Below are 16708 nucleotides of genomic sequence, written 5' to 3' on the forward strand. Positions count from 1 at the left end.
GGTTTCGCTATTGCCGTTTACGCGGGCTGAGAAATGCGACAGAGCAAGCGCTCATGACCGCAGCGGTTCAGAATATGAAGAAGATCGCCCTCCACTTAGAAAGGAGGGCATTGGAGGGTTAATACCCCCTCTAGTCCCGCAAAATATGTGTTTTGGGGCAAAAAAAGAGAAACCCAGCTTTTTAAAAAGTGGGTTTCTCTACAATCTGAAAAAGCCCCTTAGGGCTTTTTGTTTTTGCTTTTATCCGCGTGACTATACGCGAACCGGATCCTTGGCAAAAGAACGGGCGACCTCCTGGGCTCGCGCAATCGCTTTTTCCTTGATCGACTGAGCTTGATCCGGCATCGCCGCCATCCCCTCAACGAAGATGGATTCGACGTCCTTGATCCCGATAAATTGAAAGATTGCGCGTAAATGCTTGTCCCCGCACTCCAAATCTTTAGCCGGGCCTTCGGAATAAATGCCGCCGCGCGCTTGAATATGAATCGCTTTTTTATCGTTTAACAGCCCGACCGGTCCGTTCGCGGTATAGCGGAACGTTTTCCCGGCTATGCAGATCGTATCGATATAGGCTTTCATTCTAGGCGGATAGCTGAAGTTCCACATCGGGGTGACGAACACATACCGGTCAGCCGCAATAAACTGGTCCGTCAGCTCGTTAATGCGAGCCACCTTGGATTGTTCATCCCCCGATAGCTCGTCGAAGGCTTTACCTTGCTGCAGCTTGCCCCAGCCGCTGAATACGTCCGTGTCGATGTAAGGAATGTTGGTTTGATACAGGTCAAGCTCAACGATTTCGTCCCCCGGCTGCTCTTTCCGATATGCTTCAAGAAAGGCTCGGGCTACAGACAGGCTAAAGGATTGTTCATCCGCCTTCGGATTGGCCGTTATATAAAGAAGTTTGCCCATGGTTTGTGGTTCCACCTTTCGCTGCTCTAATTAAATGCTCGAATCATCGGCAAAAATCGGCTTCCCATATTCAAACATAAACTCGGCCGGCGCCACCGGTGTTCCGGCGTTGGGCTCTCCCGCTTCGTCGCTCACTACATCCTCTAACGGGATGTCCTGGCCATAACTAAACACGCTAACTCCCTCCTCCTTTGTTGCAACTGCCATCGGTTTTCGTCGATTTCAGTTGTCAACGTTTTGCAAGACTGATTCCAGTATCCCCTGCCGCAAAATATTTTATGAACATCCCCTCTGCCAAAAATCTCAATCTCTGCACGGCACTGCGCAGAAACAAAAACCCCTCTCGAGGAGAGGGGCTGCTATCGCTGTATGAAGCTACTCTTTCATCAAAATGGCCGTAATGCCCGGTTCAATCAAGTCGATAAAATGAATCGCATCTTCCCGCGTGCCGACGACATCCGCATAATGATAAGGAACAACCACCTTCGGATGAATCAGATTGGCTGCTTTAGCCGCTTCCTCATAGGCCATCGTGAACTTGCCGCCCATCGGCAGGAAGGCCACGTCCGCTTGGATGTCCTTCATTTCCGGAATGAGATCCGTGTCCCCAGCCATATAGTACTTCACGCCGTTCAATGTAATGATGTACCCGACCCAAGCCTTGTCCTTCGGATGGTTAGCCGTTTGCGTATTATACGCTGGAACGGCCTTGTAGGAGATCCCCAGCGCCGTACCCGACTCGTTCGGCTTTGCGCCGATCACCTTATCGAACCCGGAGCCCGCCAGCTTGTCCAGCTCATTCGCCGGGAAGACGATGGTCGCGCCTTTCTTGGCCACCTTGCCGATTTCCGCTAAGTTGAAATGGTCGCCATGGGTATGGGTAATAAAAATGATATCGCCATCCTTCGGCTCGCCGTCGACCTTATACGGATCCACGTAGATCACCTTGTCGCCCGTCAGCTTGACCATCGATTGCTTAAACAGCTGGACGCCTTTGAGTACATTCGATTTGGTCGTCACCTCTGCCGTCAGCTTTTGCTTATTCCATACAGCGGCTGCGCCCAGCTTGTCTTGAATGAAGGAAAGCTCGACATACACACGGCCATCCTTCAGGAATGGTTTATTGCCGTTCACCGCGTTGTCCGGCTTAAAAGTGACAGAGGCGCTGCCTTCCCCAATCCGTACGGACGTGGTGCTTGCATCCCAGACAACGGGGAGACCCATATTTTCAGCTACAATTCGGACCGGAACATAGACGCTGGCTGATACGGAATAGGGCTTAGCATCCGGAAAAACAATTGTACGCCCATCCACCTGAACGGTCGCCGCGCCGCTGGCCTCTTCTGCTGCAAAAATCGCCCCGGCCCCCGAGAAAGATAGGAGCAAGACTAATAAGACGGTCACACTGAGCCTCATTTGAACACCCTCCACAATTAGGTAGTTGCTTACAAAAACAACATTCTACAACGACCAAAAAATCCCTTTTTTTGCTATAAAAATTGGTAATCCGAGAGCACTTCTTCAATCGTGCTTTTGGATATCGAGGCCAGTACGGGGTTCTTGTCGATGTAGTAGACGTAAGCGATCAGGCCGAAGGACAGCGCCCAGCCTTGCCCCCGCAGCCAGGTCGCGTCATCGACAGGCAGCGCTGCGCGGAAGCAAGCGCGAGCTTCGGCGGTGAGCAGCGTCCACCCCGCCATCAAGTCGCAGGCAGGGTCGCCGACGCCCAGCGTCCCGAAGTCGATGATGGCGCTCAGCCGTCCCTCCTGCACCAGGACGTTGCCGGGGTGCAGGTCGCCGTGAAGCCAGACCGGCGCGCCGTGCCACACGGGTGCGTGCAGCGCGGCTTCCCAAGCCGCCAATGCCGCATCGGTGTCCAGGAGGCCGCTGAGGCCCGCGATGGCATCCCGAACCGCGGCGTCACGCTGGGCCAGCGGTACACCACGGCCCGAGTTGTGCGGCCCTGGCACCGGCCCCCCGGTGGCATCGATCCGCTGCAGCGCGGTCACAAAGTGCGCCAGCGCGTCCGCGGCCTGCCCCAGATCGTCGATGCCCCGGACGATGGCGTTCTCCCCCTCGAGCCACTGGTAGACCGACCAGCGGCTCGGATAGCCCTCGGCGGGCAGCCCCAAGGCGAGCGGCGCGGGGATGGCAAGCGGCAGCTGTGGGGCTAGCATGGGCAGCCACCGCTGCTCCTTCTCCACCTGCCCCATGGCCCATTCGGCCCGCGGCAGCCGCACCGCCAGCTCCTTGCCAAGCCTGAAGATGGCGTTGTCCGTCCCAGCGGACTCCACCGGTTCGATCGGCAGGTCAGCCCACTGCGGGAATTGGGAAGCGATTAATCGGTTCACAAGGTTGACGTCGACTAACATTTCATGGCTCATTATAGTTCAATCACCTCCGTGCAAAATGCAAACGATGCTGTAAGCATAAAATGCCACTTCAGCCGGTACAAGATGCAATTTTATTAAAACGAAAAAAGCCTGAGACTAGGTGGGATTGTAATAACCACCTAGTCTCAGGCTTAAATGCGGGGTTTTCGCTTTGCACGGGGCATCCCGGCCCGAGGCCAGGCTGCAAAGCGGGGGTTCCGCTTTGCACGGGGCGTCCCGGCCCGAGGCCAGGCCGCAAAGCGGGGTTTCCGCTTTGCACGGGGCGTCCCGGCCCGAGGCCAGGCCGCAAAGCGGGGTTTCCGCTTTGCATGGGGCATCCCGGCCCGAGGCCAATCTGCAAAGCGGGGGTTCCGCTTTGCACGAGGCATCCCGGCCCGAGGCCGGCTGCAAAGCGGGTTTTCCGCTTTGCACGGGGCGTCCCGGCTTGTTCTCTCCAAGTCCCAGCTCGGAAAAAAAGGACTGCGCCCAAGCGGCACAGCCCTTTCATAGCAACAGACTTATACGTTCAAGTCCTTCCGTTTACCGGTCACCATGTAGATGACGCCTTCGCCGATATTTGTGCAGTGATCGCCGACGCGCTCCAAATACAGCGCCGCGAGCATCAGCTGGGACAGCTGGCGGTTGCGGGCGAAGTCGGTCGTCATCAAGTGGTTGATCTCGTTCACCACGCTGCTGTAGATTTTATCGACCTCGTCATCCTTCTCAGCCAGCGCCGCGGCACGGTGTACATCCCGCTCGGTGTACGCCAGCAGGCTGTCGCGCAGCATGATCTTCGTCAGCTCCGCCATGCGCGGGATGTCGATCAGCGGCTTTACCAGCTCCTCGCCGTTCAAGCGGATGCAAATCTTGGCGATGTCCACCGCATGGTCGGCAATCCGCTCCAGATCGGTAGCGATTTTCAGTGCAATGCTGATGATGCGCAGGTCGCTGGCCATCGGCTGCTGCAATGCAATCAGGCGGAGGCAGCTTTCCTCAATGCGGATCAGCATGTCATCAATCTGATCATCCTGCTCAATCGTTTGCTTCGCCAGCTTCTCGTCCATACGAGCCAGCGCCTCTACCGCTTGATGGATCAGCAGTTCGACCTGGCTGCCCATGCTGAACAGATTTTGCTGCAATAAAACTAACGATTGATGGAAATTCACTCGGTTATCCAAAAGGGCACTCTCCTATTCTCTCTTTTAATTCCGTTATCCGAAACGGCCGGTAATGTAATCTTCCGTACGTTGATCGGACGGAGTCGTGAAAATCTTATCCGTTTTATCAGACTCCACAAGCACGCCGTTTAAGAAGAAGGAGGTGTAATCTGAGATGCGGGCCGCTTGCTGCATGTTATGGGTAACGATAATGATCGTGTACTTATCTTTAAGCACTTGCGTCAGCTCTTCAACCTTCAGCGTCGAGATCGGATCCAGCGCCGAGGTTGGCTCATCCATGAGCAGCACGTCCGGCTCTACCGCGAGCAGTCGGGCGATGCAAAGGCGCTGCTGCTGGCCGCCGGATAACCCGAGAGCCGATTTGTCCAGGCGGTCCTTAACTTCATCCCACAAGGCAGCCTGCTGTAAGCTGCGCTCTACAATTTCGTCGAGCACGGCTTTTTTCTTGATGCCGTGAATGCGCGGCCCGTAGGCGATGTTGTCGTAGATGCTCATAGGAAACGGGTTCGGGCGCTGGAACACCATGCCTACCTTTTTCCGCAAGGAGACGACGTCGGTGGTTGGATCGTAAATGTTCTGACCGTCAATAATAATGTCACCGTTGATCCGAACGTTCTCGATCAGGTCGTTCATCCGGTTCAAGGTACGCAGGAAGGTCGACTTTCCGCAGCCGGAGGGCCCAATCAAGGCCGCAATCGTATTTTGCTCGATGCTCAAATCAATATTATGAAGCGCATGGTTTTCGCCATAGTAGAGGTTCAGTTGGTTTACATTGATTTTCGTACCTGTTTCAATTCTATTCGCTACCGTCATGGTCATTTCCCTCCGGACAGTTTTTTCTGGATCATACGGCTTGGAATGGCAATGAGCAGATTGAACGCCAGCACGACGAGAAGAAGCAATGCTGCACTGCCCTTGGCGATATTTTTGGCGTCAGGAACAATCGCCTCGGATTGCACATACCATAAGTGAGTCGAGAGCGTCTCGCCCATCGAGAAAATGTTAAAGTCCGGCAGGTACCGGGAAACCGACAGGCCTGCGGTATAGATCAGGATCGCCGACTCACCGAGCGCGCGACCCGCTACGAGCGTAATCCCTGTCATTAAGCTTGGAAGCGCCGCGGGAAGGAGCACCTTCCGAATCGCCTGCCACTGTGTGGAGCCGAGCGCCAGAGAGGCCTCCCAGTACGATTCCGGCACCGAACGAAGCGCGACCTCCGTAACCCGCACCAAGACCGGCAGATTCAGCAGTGCCAAGGTGGCCGAACCGCCGAGAATCGAAAATTTCAATCCCATCCAATTCACGAACAATAGAAAGCCGAACAATCCGAAAACGATCGATGGAACCGAAGCCAGCGCCTCGACGGACACTCGAATGAAATCAGTAAACTGGTTCTTTTTCGCATAAATGGCTAAGTAGACACCTGCACCGATCCCGATCGGTAACGAAAACAGCAGGGACAGGAACAAAATATAAAACGAATTGAACAGCTGCGGACCTACGCCGCCCCCGGCTCTGACCTCGGAAGGTCTGCCGGTAATAAAGTTCCAGGACAGCATTGGAAGGCCGTCACCCAGAATGCGGATGAGAAACCAGGCGAGCAGGAGCACGATGATGAGCCCCGTTGCCCAAAAGAAGATCGTTGCGATCCGATCGGTCGTTTTGCTTGTCATTTCAGTTCGCTCCTTTTGGCCACAATACGAATCACGATAATCAGAAGCAGCGAGATCAGGAGCAGCACCAGTGCCATGAGAAACAATGCGTTATTCCACGTGCTTCCATAGTGTGTGTTACCCATATCTTTAACCACTGCAGTAGTCAATACCGTGGTGGAGGAGAGCAGCGATTTCGGCATTTGCGGCGAGTTCCCGATGACCATGAATACCGCCATCGTTTCCCCGATCGCCCGGCCCATCCCCAGAATCACACCGGTCAAAATGCCCGGACGTGCAGCTGGAAGGAGCACTCTCCAAATCGTTTGCCAGCGTGTTGCGCCCAGTGCCAGCGACGCCTCTTCCAATCGTCCCGGCAGCGAGCGTATGGCATCCTCGGAGATGGACAGGATCGTCGGCATAATCATAATGGCCAGAATAATCGCCGCGGGCAAAATCCCGTAGCCAAAGCCTTCATTGAATTTCGCCAAAAAAGGCACGATGACCGTTAAGCCGATCAACCCGTAAACGACGGAAGGAATGCCGACGAACAAATCCGTGGCCGGCCGTAAAATTTCACGCACCCAGCTCGGCGCGATTTTCGCCATAAAGACCGCTCCAGCCAAAGCAAGCGGCAGCGACATCACGACGGAGAGCAGCGTTAGAAGCATCGTACTGTATAGAAACGGAAACGCTCCGAACTTATCTTTAGACGGCGTCCAGTCCGTGGAGAAGAAGAACTCGCTTGGGGACACGGCCGAGAAGGTTTTTACGCCCTGCCATCCGACAAAGGCAATGATCGAAAAGATGATGACGGACACCAGAATCGCGCTGCCGACGAAAATAATCCGCATGATCCGGTCGTTGCGGTGCTGGCCGCGGGTCCATCGATTCCCCTTTGACGGTTCCTTTCTTGCTTGCTCCAGGCTATCCGTTAGCTGGTCGGCGTATGAACTCATTAGTGAAAACCCCCTGCTTGTTTAAAAATCACCTTTATTATCTCTCATTTATCTTAGAGTATAATTGTAAGGGCAATAATCGAGAATTGTTAAGGGAATGTAAAAGTTAATGAATTTGAACAAAAAAAGAACAGCGACGATGTCGTCACTGCTCTTTTCGGGTACTGCTTGGTATTACTTCTTTAGCAGGTTAGCAGGCAGGAATTTCAGCTCTTCCACGCTTTTGCCTTGGAAATCAGCGCTCATGATGTAATCCAGGAATGCTTTCGTAGCGCCTTTAGCTTCGCCTTTAGTGTACATATGCTCAATACCGTACAGTGGGTACTTGCCGTCTTTGATTGCGTCTTTGCTGAATGCTACGCCATCAAATTTAACCGCTTTGATGGTATCGTTCAGGTAAGGAGTATCTACATAACCAATGGAGCCTTGAGTTTGGCCAACGGTCGTTGCAACTGCGCCGCTGGACTCTTGCGTTACGCCGTCTTTTGTAAACTCAGCGCCGCCAAGCACGATTTGCTTAACCAGTGCACGGGAGCCGGAACCGTCTGGACGGTGTACTACAATGATTTTCGCGTCTTTACCGCCAACGTCTTTCCAGTTCGTGATTTTACCTGTGTAGATGTCCGCTGCTTGCTGCTTCGTCAGGCTATCCACGTTAACGTCTTTGCTTACGATCAGGGCGAATGGAGCCACTGCTACGATATGGTCCACCAAGCCTTTGTCTTTATATTCAGGACCTGCTTCAATGTCGGAGCTACCGATATCAGAGGTGCCGTCAGCTACGTTCTTAAGACCAGTGCCCGATCCGCCGGCTGTTGGGTTGATCGTCACTTTTGCATTTTTCTTCATGAAGTCATCTGCTGCTGCTTTTACCAAAGGAAGCAATGCGCTGGAGCCGGAAGCTGTAACTGTTCCTTCAATTGCTGGCGCTTGTGCCGCAGGAGTAGTTGCTGCAGGTGCAGGTGCTGCTCCTTGTTTTGTATCGGCAGGCGTTTGTGCCTTGCTGCCACATGCTGCAAGAAATCCTACGGAAAGTACCATTACCATTGCTACACTTACACTTTTTTTCGACAGCTGCTTAAACATTTCAGCATGTCCTCCCTTTTTCTTCTGTTGTTTTTGTTTACTTAGCTATAATAGCAACCGATTGTAAAGTCTAAACCCACGGAACGTTAACGCAATGTTAAACTTTTATTCCGACAAAATTAACCTCTTTTTTACATAATTCTAGCTCTCATTTAATAGAAGCGAATTAATCTATAAGGGGAGAAGTGTACAGAACTGAAGGGAGATTTATACCAATGACTTTAAAAATGAAGCTAATCTCGGGTCTGACCGGTGTCTTGATGCTTTTTCTGTGTGTAGCGTTATTCAACCTACAGCAGGTGCAGCAGATCAAAGGACAGCTGGAGCAGCAAAATCAGAAGGTCGAGCTTAAGCTAATGGCTCTAGAATTGAAGGAAATGGTCCAGGAGCTGAATATTATCGCTTCAGGCCTCGAGATTTCGAAGAAGACCGAATATATTCCTACATATAATGAGAAGCGAAAGCTCTTCGACCAGATGATCAAGCGGATCGGGGAAACGGCGGATACCGATGAAAAACACGTATGGCGCAGCAAGCTGATTCTGCTCACCGGCGAGTACACGAATACGTTCGATGTCGCGGCGAAGCTGATTCAGGAACGGCAGCTAGCACCGGCCGATCTGGACAAGAACATGGAATATTTGTATAACGAGTCACAAAGGGGCATGGGAGACATCTTTAAATATGTTGACCAATTCTACGCATCCTATTCGCAGGATGCCGACACGGCCGTTGCCGTTACGATCAGCAAATTGAACCGCACGGTTAGCACTATGATCGCCGCCTTTATTATTGTAGGCTTGTGCATCATCTCCACCGGCTTTATCCTGCTTCGCTCCTTCATGCGCCCGATTCAGCGGCTGCAGGAAGCGGTCGGACGCATTGCCGAAGGCGACCTGCGTTATCAGATTAACAGCCCTGCGAAGGACGAGCTTGGCCGGCTCAGTCACAGCTTCGATCACATGGTTCTGGAGGTACGCCACATGCTCCAGCAAACCCAGTCGATCGCCTCGTCGCTCTCCGAGCATTCGGAACGGTCCCGTGAGTTCTCCGGCGCAACCGCTGCGGCCAACCGCGAGATTATCCGGGCTATGCAGGAAATTTCCGAAGGCGCCTCGCAGCAGGCGGATTATACCGAGCAAAGTGCGACCATCATTTCCGAGCTGGCGCAGGAGATTCAGCAGATGTCGGACTACACGAATGCGATGCTGAGCAAAAGCCATGAGGCCGCCTTACATACGCACACCGGCTCCCAGTCGATGAAGTCGCTCGCTACCGCAGTAAGCCGTACCGAAGCGGTGCTGAAGGAAGTTCATACGGCGATGACCGCCCTATCGGAAAGCTCCGCCAAAATCGGTCACATTGTCGGCACGATCACGGACATTTCATCGCAAACGAATGTGCTCGCTTTGAATGCTTCCATCGAAGCCGCCCGTGCCGGCGTCCATGGGAAAGGGTTCTCCGTGATCGCAGAGGAAGTACGGCTGCTGTCGACACGCACGAACGAGTCCTCCAAGGGCATCGAGCAGCTGGTTCAGTCTCTGCTGTCGCAGACGAAGGGACTGGAGGCGTCCATCGCCGAAACCCACCATTCCTTCCATGAGCAGCATCAGCAAATGGTCGAAAGCGTCGAGGCGTTCAGCCACATCCGCTCGTCGATGGACGAGCTGTCCGGTCAGATCGATGGGGTTCACCAGCTGATCGCTCACACCGAAGAGCAGAACAGCCGATTGGTCGATTCCGTGCAGCATGTCGCGGGCATCGCGCAGGAAGCGGCGGCAGGCGTGGAAGAGGTCACCTCCTCCTCTCTTCAGCAGGATGCGGCTATCCACCAGATTGCCGTTCAATCGGATGATATGCTGGAGCTGGCACAGCGGTTGTTTACGGAGATCAGCCGGTTCAAGATCGGGGAAGAAGGGGTCCAAAGCTCCGAGCTTCAGGACGAGACTTCCGAGGGTTCGGGAAACGGAAAAGCAAAAGACAAGGAAAAGGGCAACGCCACCGGTACATCCAGCCGTACAGAGCTTGAATCATTGAAAGCAGCATCAGCATAAGCAGGAAGGCGATCGTTCGCTACAGAACGATCGCTTTTTTTTAGATTAAATTTCCTAGTAGAGGAAACAATAAGATAACTATTTTTGAAGCAAGGAGACTAAGATGCAGACCATCAAACCCATAAAGATTAGTTCTGCGAAAATGAATACTTCTGAAAGATTGACGTCGGCAGAAATGGGCAAGCTTTGGGCAACTCACATAGGAAACAGCATGTCCAGATGTATTTTGAGCTATTTCCTTCAGCATGTAGAAGACGATGATATTCGAACGCTAGTACAGAATGCGCTAAATTTGTGTACCGAATTTCTGAACACAACCACAGACATTTTCACGAAGGAAGGCTTTCCTTTGCCTATCGGCTTTACGGATGAAGATGTCAATCTAGGCGCGCCTAGACTATTTGAAGATGAATTCTATGTTCATTACTTGAAATATGTTGCCAAGGCCGGGATGAGCATTTATACCGTAGCTGTGCCCTTAGTCTTTAGAAAAGATATCAACGAGTTTTTCATTCATTGTATGGATTCCACCATGGCCCTAGTGATGCAAATCAAAGAGCTATTAATGAGTAAAGGCTTCATCATGAAGCCGCCGCTCATTCCAGTTCCGGAAAAAGCGGAGTTTGTTCGCAGGGAGTTTTTGAATGGGTTCTTTGGACATGTCCGGCCTTTGCACGCCTTAGAAATTGCCCATTTGTACGACAATATTGAAAATAACGTAACTAGCAAAGCGCTGATCATGTCCTTTAGTCAGGTTGTCCGATCGGAAAAAATAAAGGAGCTGTTCATCCGGGGAAAGGAAATGACTCATAACCACCTGGAGCATTATATGGAAAAAATGCATCACGAAAATTTACCTACCCCCTCATTTCTGGATCATTTGATTACAACATCCACCTTCTCGCCGTTTTCGGATAAGCTGATGTTATTTCATAAGATGGATATGTTTTCTATGAAAATCAGATCCTTTGGAAATTCAATGGCTGTGGACGGTAGGCATGATATAGGGCTTCTTTATTCCAAATCGTTGATGCACATTGCATCGTTTGCAGAGGATGCCGCCAAGCTCATGATCGACCACGGCTGGATGGAGCAACCTCCTTATGCGGCGGATCGAGATAAAATCGCTTTTCATTAAAATACACCGTGGAGCAGCTGCTTAAAGCAGACTGCTTCTTTTTATGCGTTCTCTGGATGTCGAAGGGTATGGTATAATTTAACAGTGTCGAGCCTTTTTAATCCAAGGGGGTTATGAAGTCTATGAGCGGTTTGAGATCATTGGCGGTATTCGCTATGACCTTTCTCCATCGCCGAAATTTGTTCATCAGAAGATCATTGCGAACCTGTATTTAAGTCTTCACAACACCTGTCATCAGAATGGGGAAATCCTCTTTGCCCCGATGGACGTCCATTTTGACGAAGACAACCTCGCTCAGCCTGATCTTCTCTTTATCGCTAATGAACATCGGGGCATCCTTCGTGATGGGTTCGTATATGGCGCTCCCGATTTGTGCGCTGAAGTGTTGTCGAGCAGCACCGGGCGCAAGGATAAAACCGTGAAGAAGGACATGTTCCAGCGCTTCGGCGTAAAAGAGTATTGGCTGATCGACCCGACGTACCGAACCGTCGATCAGTTTGTGCTCGTGGATGGCCAATACCAGCTGGCTGCGACGCTCTCGGAGAGCGACGTGCTGACCTCTCCGGTGCTGACTTGCATCTCGATTGATCTTAGTGCGATTTTCCCGCCGGAGAACGCCGCTGAGGCATAATAAAAGGGCTGCCCTCCCTCCGTAGTTCAGCTACGGTGAGGCAGCCCTTTGTCAACAATTCCGGGCGCGGAACACTCTTCGGCTCCATTAGCTGCTTCCAGGGCAGCTATTACGACAGCCGCCTAAGGCTTTCGCTCACATTTCCTGTTTTTTCCTAAAGTCGCTCGGCGGGAAGCCGGTCGTTTTCTTAAACGCCCGATTGAAGGTGAAATAATGCTCGTAGCCGACTTGGGCTGCGATCTCTTGAATCGACAAGCTCGTTTCCTCCAGCAGCCGGCGCGCATGCTGCATTCGTACATCGGCTACGTAGTCGATGAAATTTTCCCCGAACTCATCCTTGAACAAGCGGCTTAAGTAGTTTTTGCTGATGCCGAATTCCTCACTCAACAGCTGCAGAGACAAATTGCCGTTGCCGTACTGCTGTTCGATATGCTCCCGGACCCTGTGCATCAGCGACCGCTGGCTGCGATGCTCGCGCAGCAAGTTCCATTTGTCCGACACCCGCTTCAAGCTGCCGAAGAACGTATACCGAAGCTCATGCAGCGTCTCGAACGTGCCCAGCGCATGTGTAATCGGCGTGATCGCCTCCATCTTCCAAATCTCCATATACTCAGGCGGAAATTCCGACAGCTCCCGGGTAAACGTGAAGCTCATGTAGTGGAACAGATTGATCATTTTTATCGTATGTATACAGCCCGCATCCGAAGGAGATAAGATGGCCTCACAAGCTTGTTGAAACGATGACCGGCTGTTTTTGCAGGAGCAGCTGTCCCAGCCGTTCGCAAGCAGCTGGACTGCTGCGCGAAGCTATAAGGATTTTGACACGCAAGCCTATGATGTCCAAGTGGTGTCCCTGGTGAAAAAAGTTCCGATGCTGTCCGAATCCGACGGGTGTACTGGTCATCAATTTGGACCTGGCGGCATTGCAGAAGTGGCTGGAGCCGGCTCGCGCCACAATTCACGGATTTAACCGCACCTCACACTTTTGATGATCGGGCACCACCTCACCTTTTTCACACGCCTCACGTTTTTCACACTTCCTGGCGCTTCGAGTTCGGGCAAAAGCTGTTTGATCAGGGAGGCTTTCCGCCGATCAAAATCAAAGTAAAGCCCTCGCCAGCGCACTCGAATGGTTTCAGCTGACCGAATGCATTTCCGCCACCACTTTCTTCAAAAAGCAGAGCTCCAGCAGTTTATTCGCGAGTAATCTAGGCTATAAGCATGCAAAAAGGGCCCTCCCAGCGTTTTGGGGATAGGCCCTTTCATGTAGTAATTATTATGACAGTGGTTCAATAACAAACGATTCAAAATCAGCGTACGCTGCGGCATCCGATTCACTTCCGCTTCCACTCGCAAAGATGCCGACCTTGGCTCCGACCCATTTGCCTTCCTGTGCCCGGAAGCTCGGTCCGATCGCATGGAAGCGCTCGCCGTCCATGCTGTATTGGAAGCAGCAGTCCGCATTCCCAGTCACCGTGACCCGCAGGCTCACCGGACGGCTCGCCGCTTCCAGGGCAACAGCTTCCGCTTCCTGTTCCTCGCGTCCTTCCGCCCCGATCACTTGGGACAGCCGAAGCTTCCCGTCCGCCGTTCTTGCCACCGCAAGGTATGCGTAGCTCAGACCGAACACCATCAGCCCGGCGTGCACCTGCTCAGATGCCGAGTCTGGCAGTTCTACGGACGTCGTGGCTGCGAACTCCTGCGCCGGGAGCTTTTGCAGCAGCAGGTTCGGCGCGTCGTACAGCGTCTTAGCGCCCTCCGGCAGCGGCGCCGCATACAGCCGCAGCTGGCCTGGCTTAGCCTCCAGCGAGTACCACGACGCCACCGGATTCGCCTGCCACTGCCATTGAAGGCCTAAGCGCGCGCCCGAGAAATCATCCGACGTTTGCGGAACAGCTATCGGCTGAACGCCGCCTACCTTCGGCTTGCTCGATCTAGAAACAGGCTCGCCAACGCCTTCCGCATTCTGATTCTCGCCCATCAGCGGCCAATCGTCCACCCAGCGTACCGGCTGAATATGCACGATGCGCCCATAGGCTCCGCGGTCTTGGAAATGCAAGAACCAGGACTCGCCGGATTCCAGCTCCACCCAAGCGCCTTGATGCGGGCCGTTCACCTCGGTACCGCCTTGGTGCAGCACGATTTTGTCCTTATAAGGCCCCCAAATATCCCGTGAGCGCAAAATCGTCTGCCAGCCCGTAGCTACGCCGCCAGCCGGTGCAAAGATGTAATAGTACCCACTGCGCTTGTACATCTTAGGCCCTTCGAGCGTCGGATGCTCCACGGTCCCGTCGAAGATGATTTTTCCTTCCCCGAGCAGCTCTTTTCCGTCAAGCGACATCTCGAACAGATGCAGCTTATGCTTGATCCCGCAGCGGCTGGCCGCAAACGCGTGAACCAGGTAGGCTTTGCCGTCTTCATCCCAGAATGGGCACGGATCAATCCAGCCTTTGACCTCTTTAATCATATGAAGCGGCGTCCACTTCCCTCGCGGATCGTCAGCCGTGCTCATAAAAATCCCTTCATCCGGCGTGCTGAAAAACACCCAGTATTTCCCTGCATGATAGCGGATGCTTGGCGCCCACACGCCCTTGCCGTGCTGAGGGACGTCATAGCCGGGCAAGTCCAGCCGGTCGATGACGTGGTTCACAATCGTCCAATTAACCAAATCCTTGGAATGCAGAATAGGCAGCCCCGGCAAATGGGAAAAGCTGGACGCCACCATATAAAAATCATCTCCTACCCGGATTGCGTCCGGATCGGAATAGTCAGCGAACAGCACCGGGTTCTGAAACGTCCCGTCCCCCATGTCCGCCTGCCATGCTTCGCGCTTAGACAATTCTGATTTCATTTTCTACGACCTCCTCAGTTGGCTGATAAAAGCTTAAAGTAAGCAGCGGCAGCGTCCACTCGTCGACCAGTGTCCGGGTCCGGCCTAAGGAGACCAGACGTACTTCGCTCGAACATCGCCAGCCAGATCGCAATCGCTTGACGGCTCAGCTCGACATCTTTTAAATGATAACCGTACAGCTTCGATTGGGCAATATCGTCCACCTTGACAGTCCCAGCTGTTTCAGCCCATCGGGGGCGTTTTTGCTACAAATGCAGACATGTTAAACTACCCCCTGGTTTCGATTCATCGGGCTATAAAATAGGAAGTCCGCCGATCGCTCGGCGGATTCCAAGTTGAAGGCGTACATTATTTCCCGCTGCTTTTGTTGTAATCGGCGGTAAATTCCTCGATGATTTTATCGCCGCCATTTTTACGCCACTTCTCGACGACGTCGTTCCAGCCTTTTTCATCCAGCTCGCCAAGCACATATTTCACTTCCGCATCGGTCACCGCTTTTTTCAGATCCACACCTTTTTGTGTGTTCGTATCGGACAGCAAGGCAGCACTGAGGTCTACAACACCAAGTTTTGAATTGTCGACAAATAATTTATCCACCTTTTGCTCCAGCGGGGTTTTCTCAATTTGGATACCGCCGTACGGATTTCCCCATCTCAGGTTAAATACGTCCCCGGAGCCCAGGGCGCCGGCAATCTTCTTGGCTTTGCCGCCTTCTACATTGTAGTCCGTTCCTTCCAGACCTACGTTGTTCAACGTCAGCATCGGATCGTCGCCCAATTTATCGAGGAAGCCAAGGATTTGCTTCAGCTTCGCTTCGTCCTTCACGCTCGATTTCGGAATGGCGATGAGCGAGTCATAGCCTGTCGTACCTCTGACACGTTGACCCTGCGGGCCGTCAAAATTCTCTGCAACATCCACTTGAGCCTTCGGATTTTGCTTCATCATATCCACGTGACGCGTGGTGGCATCATCGATAACGGAGTAATACATTCCGGCTTTGCCTTGGTTGAAATAATCATATTTTTTGGCGATGGGGAAATCGGAAGCAATAATTTTTTCAGCCACCATCTTCTTGTACAGGTCCAATGCCGTCTTGAATTCCGGCGTGACGAAATCCGGCACAACCTTGCCATCCTTAAGCCCCCAGCCGTTCGGGCCTCCGGCATAGACCGTCAGCTGCTTGAGCAGCTCCATCGTCGCATCTTCCTGGATCCCAAAGGTATCTTTCTTGCCGTTTTTGTCCGGATCATTCTCGGTGAATGCTTTGGCTACCTTGTACAAATCATCTGCCGATTTCGGCATTTGCAAGCCCAGATTATCCAGCCAATCCTTGCGGATGATCATCCCATACCGGGAAAGCACGCGTTCGCGCGGAATACCGTACAGCTTCCCGCCGATGCTCGCATTTTTCACTCCAACCGGGCTCATTTTACTCAAGTTTTTGGTATCCTTCAGGTAAGGCGTTAGCTCCCAGAACACACCCGACATTTGCGCGTTCAGGTTCGGGGACTCTTTCGTTTTCCGGATCAGGAGAACATCCGGCAGGTTTCCAGACGCGATCGTTGCGCTCACTTTATCGTCATAGGCGGTTCCGGCTCCCGGCACCCAGGTGATATCCAGCTTTGTATTCGTGTATTCTTCGATTTTCTTAATATACGGATTGTCTTTCTTAGGCGGCTCGGCAGCCTGCTGAATCATCATAATTTTCAATTCGAGCGGCTTAGCAGCAGCCTGCGCTCCTCCAGCTTGAGCAGGCGTTTCTTTCTTGGCGGACGTACAAGCGGCAAGCATCGATGCGGACATGCAGGTGATGCAGACCACGCTAACCCATTTGAGCGATTTCCGACTTCCTTTCGTGTTCATCCAATTCTCTCCTCT

17 protein-coding genes are annotated in these 16708 nt (G+C 52.7%); 4 read left to right on the top strand and 13 right to left on the bottom strand.

Going from position 1 to position 16708, the window contains the following annotated elements:
- Window positions 1-252: 252 nt before the first annotated feature.
- The 9 genes from FPZ49_RS20165 to FPZ49_RS20200 form a co-directional block, all read right to left on the bottom strand.
- Window positions 253-909: an FMN-dependent NADH-azoreductase gene (locus FPZ49_RS20165; protein ID WP_144850285.1), complete on the bottom strand. Its 657-nt coding sequence runs from the start codon at window positions 907-909 to the stop codon at window positions 253-255.
- Window positions 910-939: 30 nt separating this feature from the next.
- On the bottom strand, window positions 940-1083 hold the full coding sequence (locus FPZ49_RS35880; protein ID WP_186445944.1) for a hypothetical protein: 144 nt from the start codon (window positions 1081-1083) through the stop codon (window positions 940-942).
- A gap of 201 nt (window positions 1084-1284) precedes the next feature.
- On the bottom strand, window positions 1285-2325 hold the full coding sequence (locus FPZ49_RS20170) for a stalk domain-containing protein (RefSeq protein ID WP_144850287.1): 1041 nt from the start codon (window positions 2323-2325) through the stop codon (window positions 1285-1287).
- A gap of 74 nt (window positions 2326-2399) precedes the next feature.
- On the bottom strand, window positions 2400-3293 hold the full coding sequence (locus tag FPZ49_RS20175; protein WP_144850289.1) for an aminoglycoside phosphotransferase family protein: 894 nt from the start codon (window positions 3291-3293) through the stop codon (window positions 2400-2402).
- Between the two features lie 506 nt (window positions 3294-3799).
- Complete coding sequence (phoU, locus tag FPZ49_RS20180; protein ID WP_144850291.1) at window positions 3800-4459, bottom strand: phosphate signaling complex protein PhoU; 660 nt, start codon at window positions 4457-4459, stop codon at window positions 3800-3802.
- Window positions 4460-4492: 33 nt separating this feature from the next.
- Window positions 4493-5278 carry a phosphate ABC transporter ATP-binding protein PstB gene (gene pstB, locus FPZ49_RS20185; protein WP_222429932.1) on the bottom strand — a complete coding sequence of 262 codons (786 nt, stop codon included), beginning with the start codon at window positions 5276-5278 and terminating at the stop codon, window positions 4493-4495.
- Window positions 5275-6132, bottom strand: a complete 858-nt coding sequence (gene pstA, locus FPZ49_RS20190; protein WP_144850295.1) for a phosphate ABC transporter permease PstA — start codon at window positions 6130-6132, stop codon at window positions 5275-5277. Before pstA ends, pstB begins: the two co-directional genes overlap by 4 nt.
- Window positions 6129-7070, bottom strand: coding sequence for a phosphate ABC transporter permease subunit PstC (pstC, locus tag FPZ49_RS20195; RefSeq protein WP_144850297.1), 942 nt, complete (start codon window positions 7068-7070; stop codon window positions 6129-6131). Before pstC ends, pstA begins: the two co-directional genes overlap by 4 nt.
- Window positions 7071-7244: 174 nt before the next feature.
- A complete protein-coding gene (locus tag FPZ49_RS20200) occupies window positions 7245-8156 on the bottom strand; it encodes a phosphate ABC transporter substrate-binding protein (protein WP_144850299.1) in 912 nt (303 codons plus the stop codon).
- A gap of 215 nt (window positions 8157-8371) precedes the next feature.
- On the opposite strand from FPZ49_RS20200, the gene FPZ49_RS20205 reads away from it, so the two are divergent.
- The 3 genes from FPZ49_RS20205 to FPZ49_RS20215 all read left to right on the top strand — a co-directional run bounded on the left by FPZ49_RS20205 (window position 8372) and on the right by FPZ49_RS20215 (window position 11979).
- Complete coding sequence (locus FPZ49_RS20205) at window positions 8372-10210, top strand: methyl-accepting chemotaxis protein (RefSeq protein ID WP_144850301.1); 1839 nt, start codon at window positions 8372-8374, stop codon at window positions 10208-10210.
- A 103-nt stretch (window positions 10211-10313) separates the two neighbouring features.
- Window positions 10314-11348: a DUF3231 family protein gene (locus FPZ49_RS20210; RefSeq protein WP_144850303.1), complete on the top strand. Its 1035-nt coding sequence runs from the start codon at window positions 10314-10316 to the stop codon at window positions 11346-11348.
- A gap of 136 nt (window positions 11349-11484) precedes the next feature.
- Window positions 11485-11979, top strand: coding sequence for a Uma2 family endonuclease (locus FPZ49_RS20215; protein ID WP_261381511.1), 495 nt, complete (start codon window positions 11485-11487; stop codon window positions 11977-11979).
- A gap of 135 nt (window positions 11980-12114) precedes the next feature.
- On the opposite strand, the gene FPZ49_RS20220 is transcribed toward FPZ49_RS20215, so the two are convergent.
- Window positions 12115-12570, bottom strand: a complete 456-nt coding sequence (locus FPZ49_RS20220; RefSeq protein WP_222429933.1) for a helix-turn-helix transcriptional regulator — start codon at window positions 12568-12570, stop codon at window positions 12115-12117.
- Between the two features lie 163 nt (window positions 12571-12733).
- Between FPZ49_RS20220 and FPZ49_RS20225 the strand changes: the two genes are divergently transcribed.
- Window positions 12734-12949: a hypothetical protein gene (locus tag FPZ49_RS20225; protein ID WP_144850309.1), complete on the top strand. Its 216-nt coding sequence runs from the start codon at window positions 12734-12736 to the stop codon at window positions 12947-12949.
- A gap of 306 nt (window positions 12950-13255) precedes the next feature.
- On the opposite strand, the gene FPZ49_RS20230 is transcribed toward FPZ49_RS20225, so the two are convergent.
- The 3 genes from FPZ49_RS20230 to FPZ49_RS20240 all read right to left on the bottom strand — a co-directional run bounded on the left by FPZ49_RS20230 (window position 13256) and on the right by FPZ49_RS20240 (window position 16693).
- On the bottom strand, window positions 13256-14830 hold the full coding sequence (locus tag FPZ49_RS20230) for a glycoside hydrolase family 43 protein (protein ID WP_144850311.1): 1575 nt from the start codon (window positions 14828-14830) through the stop codon (window positions 13256-13258).
- Between the two features lie 14 nt (window positions 14831-14844).
- The gene (locus FPZ49_RS20235) at window positions 14845-15033 is read right to left on the bottom strand and encodes a hypothetical protein (protein WP_144850313.1); all 189 of its coding nucleotides are present in this window, start codon (window positions 15031-15033) and stop codon (window positions 14845-14847) included.
- Between the two features lie 145 nt (window positions 15034-15178).
- Window positions 15179-16693: an extracellular solute-binding protein gene (locus FPZ49_RS20240; protein WP_144850315.1), complete on the bottom strand. Its 1515-nt coding sequence runs from the start codon at window positions 16691-16693 to the stop codon at window positions 15179-15181.
- Window positions 16694-16708: the final 15 nt, after the last annotated feature.

The organism is Paenibacillus cremeus (genome assembly GCF_007786445.1).
GTDB classification, from domain to species: Bacteria; Bacillota; Bacilli; order Paenibacillales; family NBRC-103111; genus Paenibacillus_G; species Paenibacillus_G cremeus.

Excerpts from the sequence above, each read along its gene's own strand:
- FPZ49_RS20240 (WP_144850315.1), bottom strand. The coding sequence starts at position 16,693 with ATGAACACGAAAGGAAGTCGGAAATCGCTCAAATGGGTTAGCGTGGTC.
- pstB (WP_222429932.1), bottom strand. The coding sequence starts at position 5,278 with ATGACCATGACGGTAGCGAATAGAATTGAAACAGGTACGAAAATCAAT.
- FPZ49_RS20175 (WP_144850289.1), bottom strand. The coding sequence starts at position 3,293 with ATGAGCCATGAAATGTTAGTCGACGTCAACCTTGTGAACCGATTAATC.
- FPZ49_RS20170 (WP_144850287.1), bottom strand. The coding sequence starts at position 2,325 with ATGAGGCTCAGTGTGACCGTCTTATTAGTCTTGCTCCTATCTTTCTCG.
- FPZ49_RS20205 (WP_144850301.1), top strand. The coding sequence starts at position 8,372 with ATGACTTTAAAAATGAAGCTAATCTCGGGTCTGACCGGTGTCTTGATG.
- FPZ49_RS20165 (WP_144850285.1), bottom strand. The coding sequence starts at position 909 with ATGGGCAAACTTCTTTATATAACGGCCAATCCGAAGGCGGATGAACAA.
- FPZ49_RS20230 (WP_144850311.1), bottom strand. The coding sequence starts at position 14,830 with ATGAAATCAGAATTGTCTAAGCGCGAAGCATGGCAGGCGGACATGGGG.
- FPZ49_RS20200 (WP_144850299.1), bottom strand. The coding sequence starts at position 8,156 with ATGTTTAAGCAGCTGTCGAAAAAAAGTGTAAGTGTAGCAATGGTAATG.
- pstA (WP_144850295.1), bottom strand. The coding sequence starts at position 6,132 with ATGACAAGCAAAACGACCGATCGGATCGCAACGATCTTCTTTTGGGCA.
- pstC (WP_144850297.1), bottom strand. The coding sequence starts at position 7,070 with ATGAGTTCATACGCCGACCAGCTAACGGATAGCCTGGAGCAAGCAAGA.
- FPZ49_RS20220 (WP_222429933.1), bottom strand. The coding sequence starts at position 12,570 with ATGGAGGCGATCACGCCGATTACACATGCGCTGGGCACGTTCGAGACG.
- FPZ49_RS20210 (WP_144850303.1), top strand. The coding sequence starts at position 10,314 with ATGCAGACCATCAAACCCATAAAGATTAGTTCTGCGAAAATGAATACT.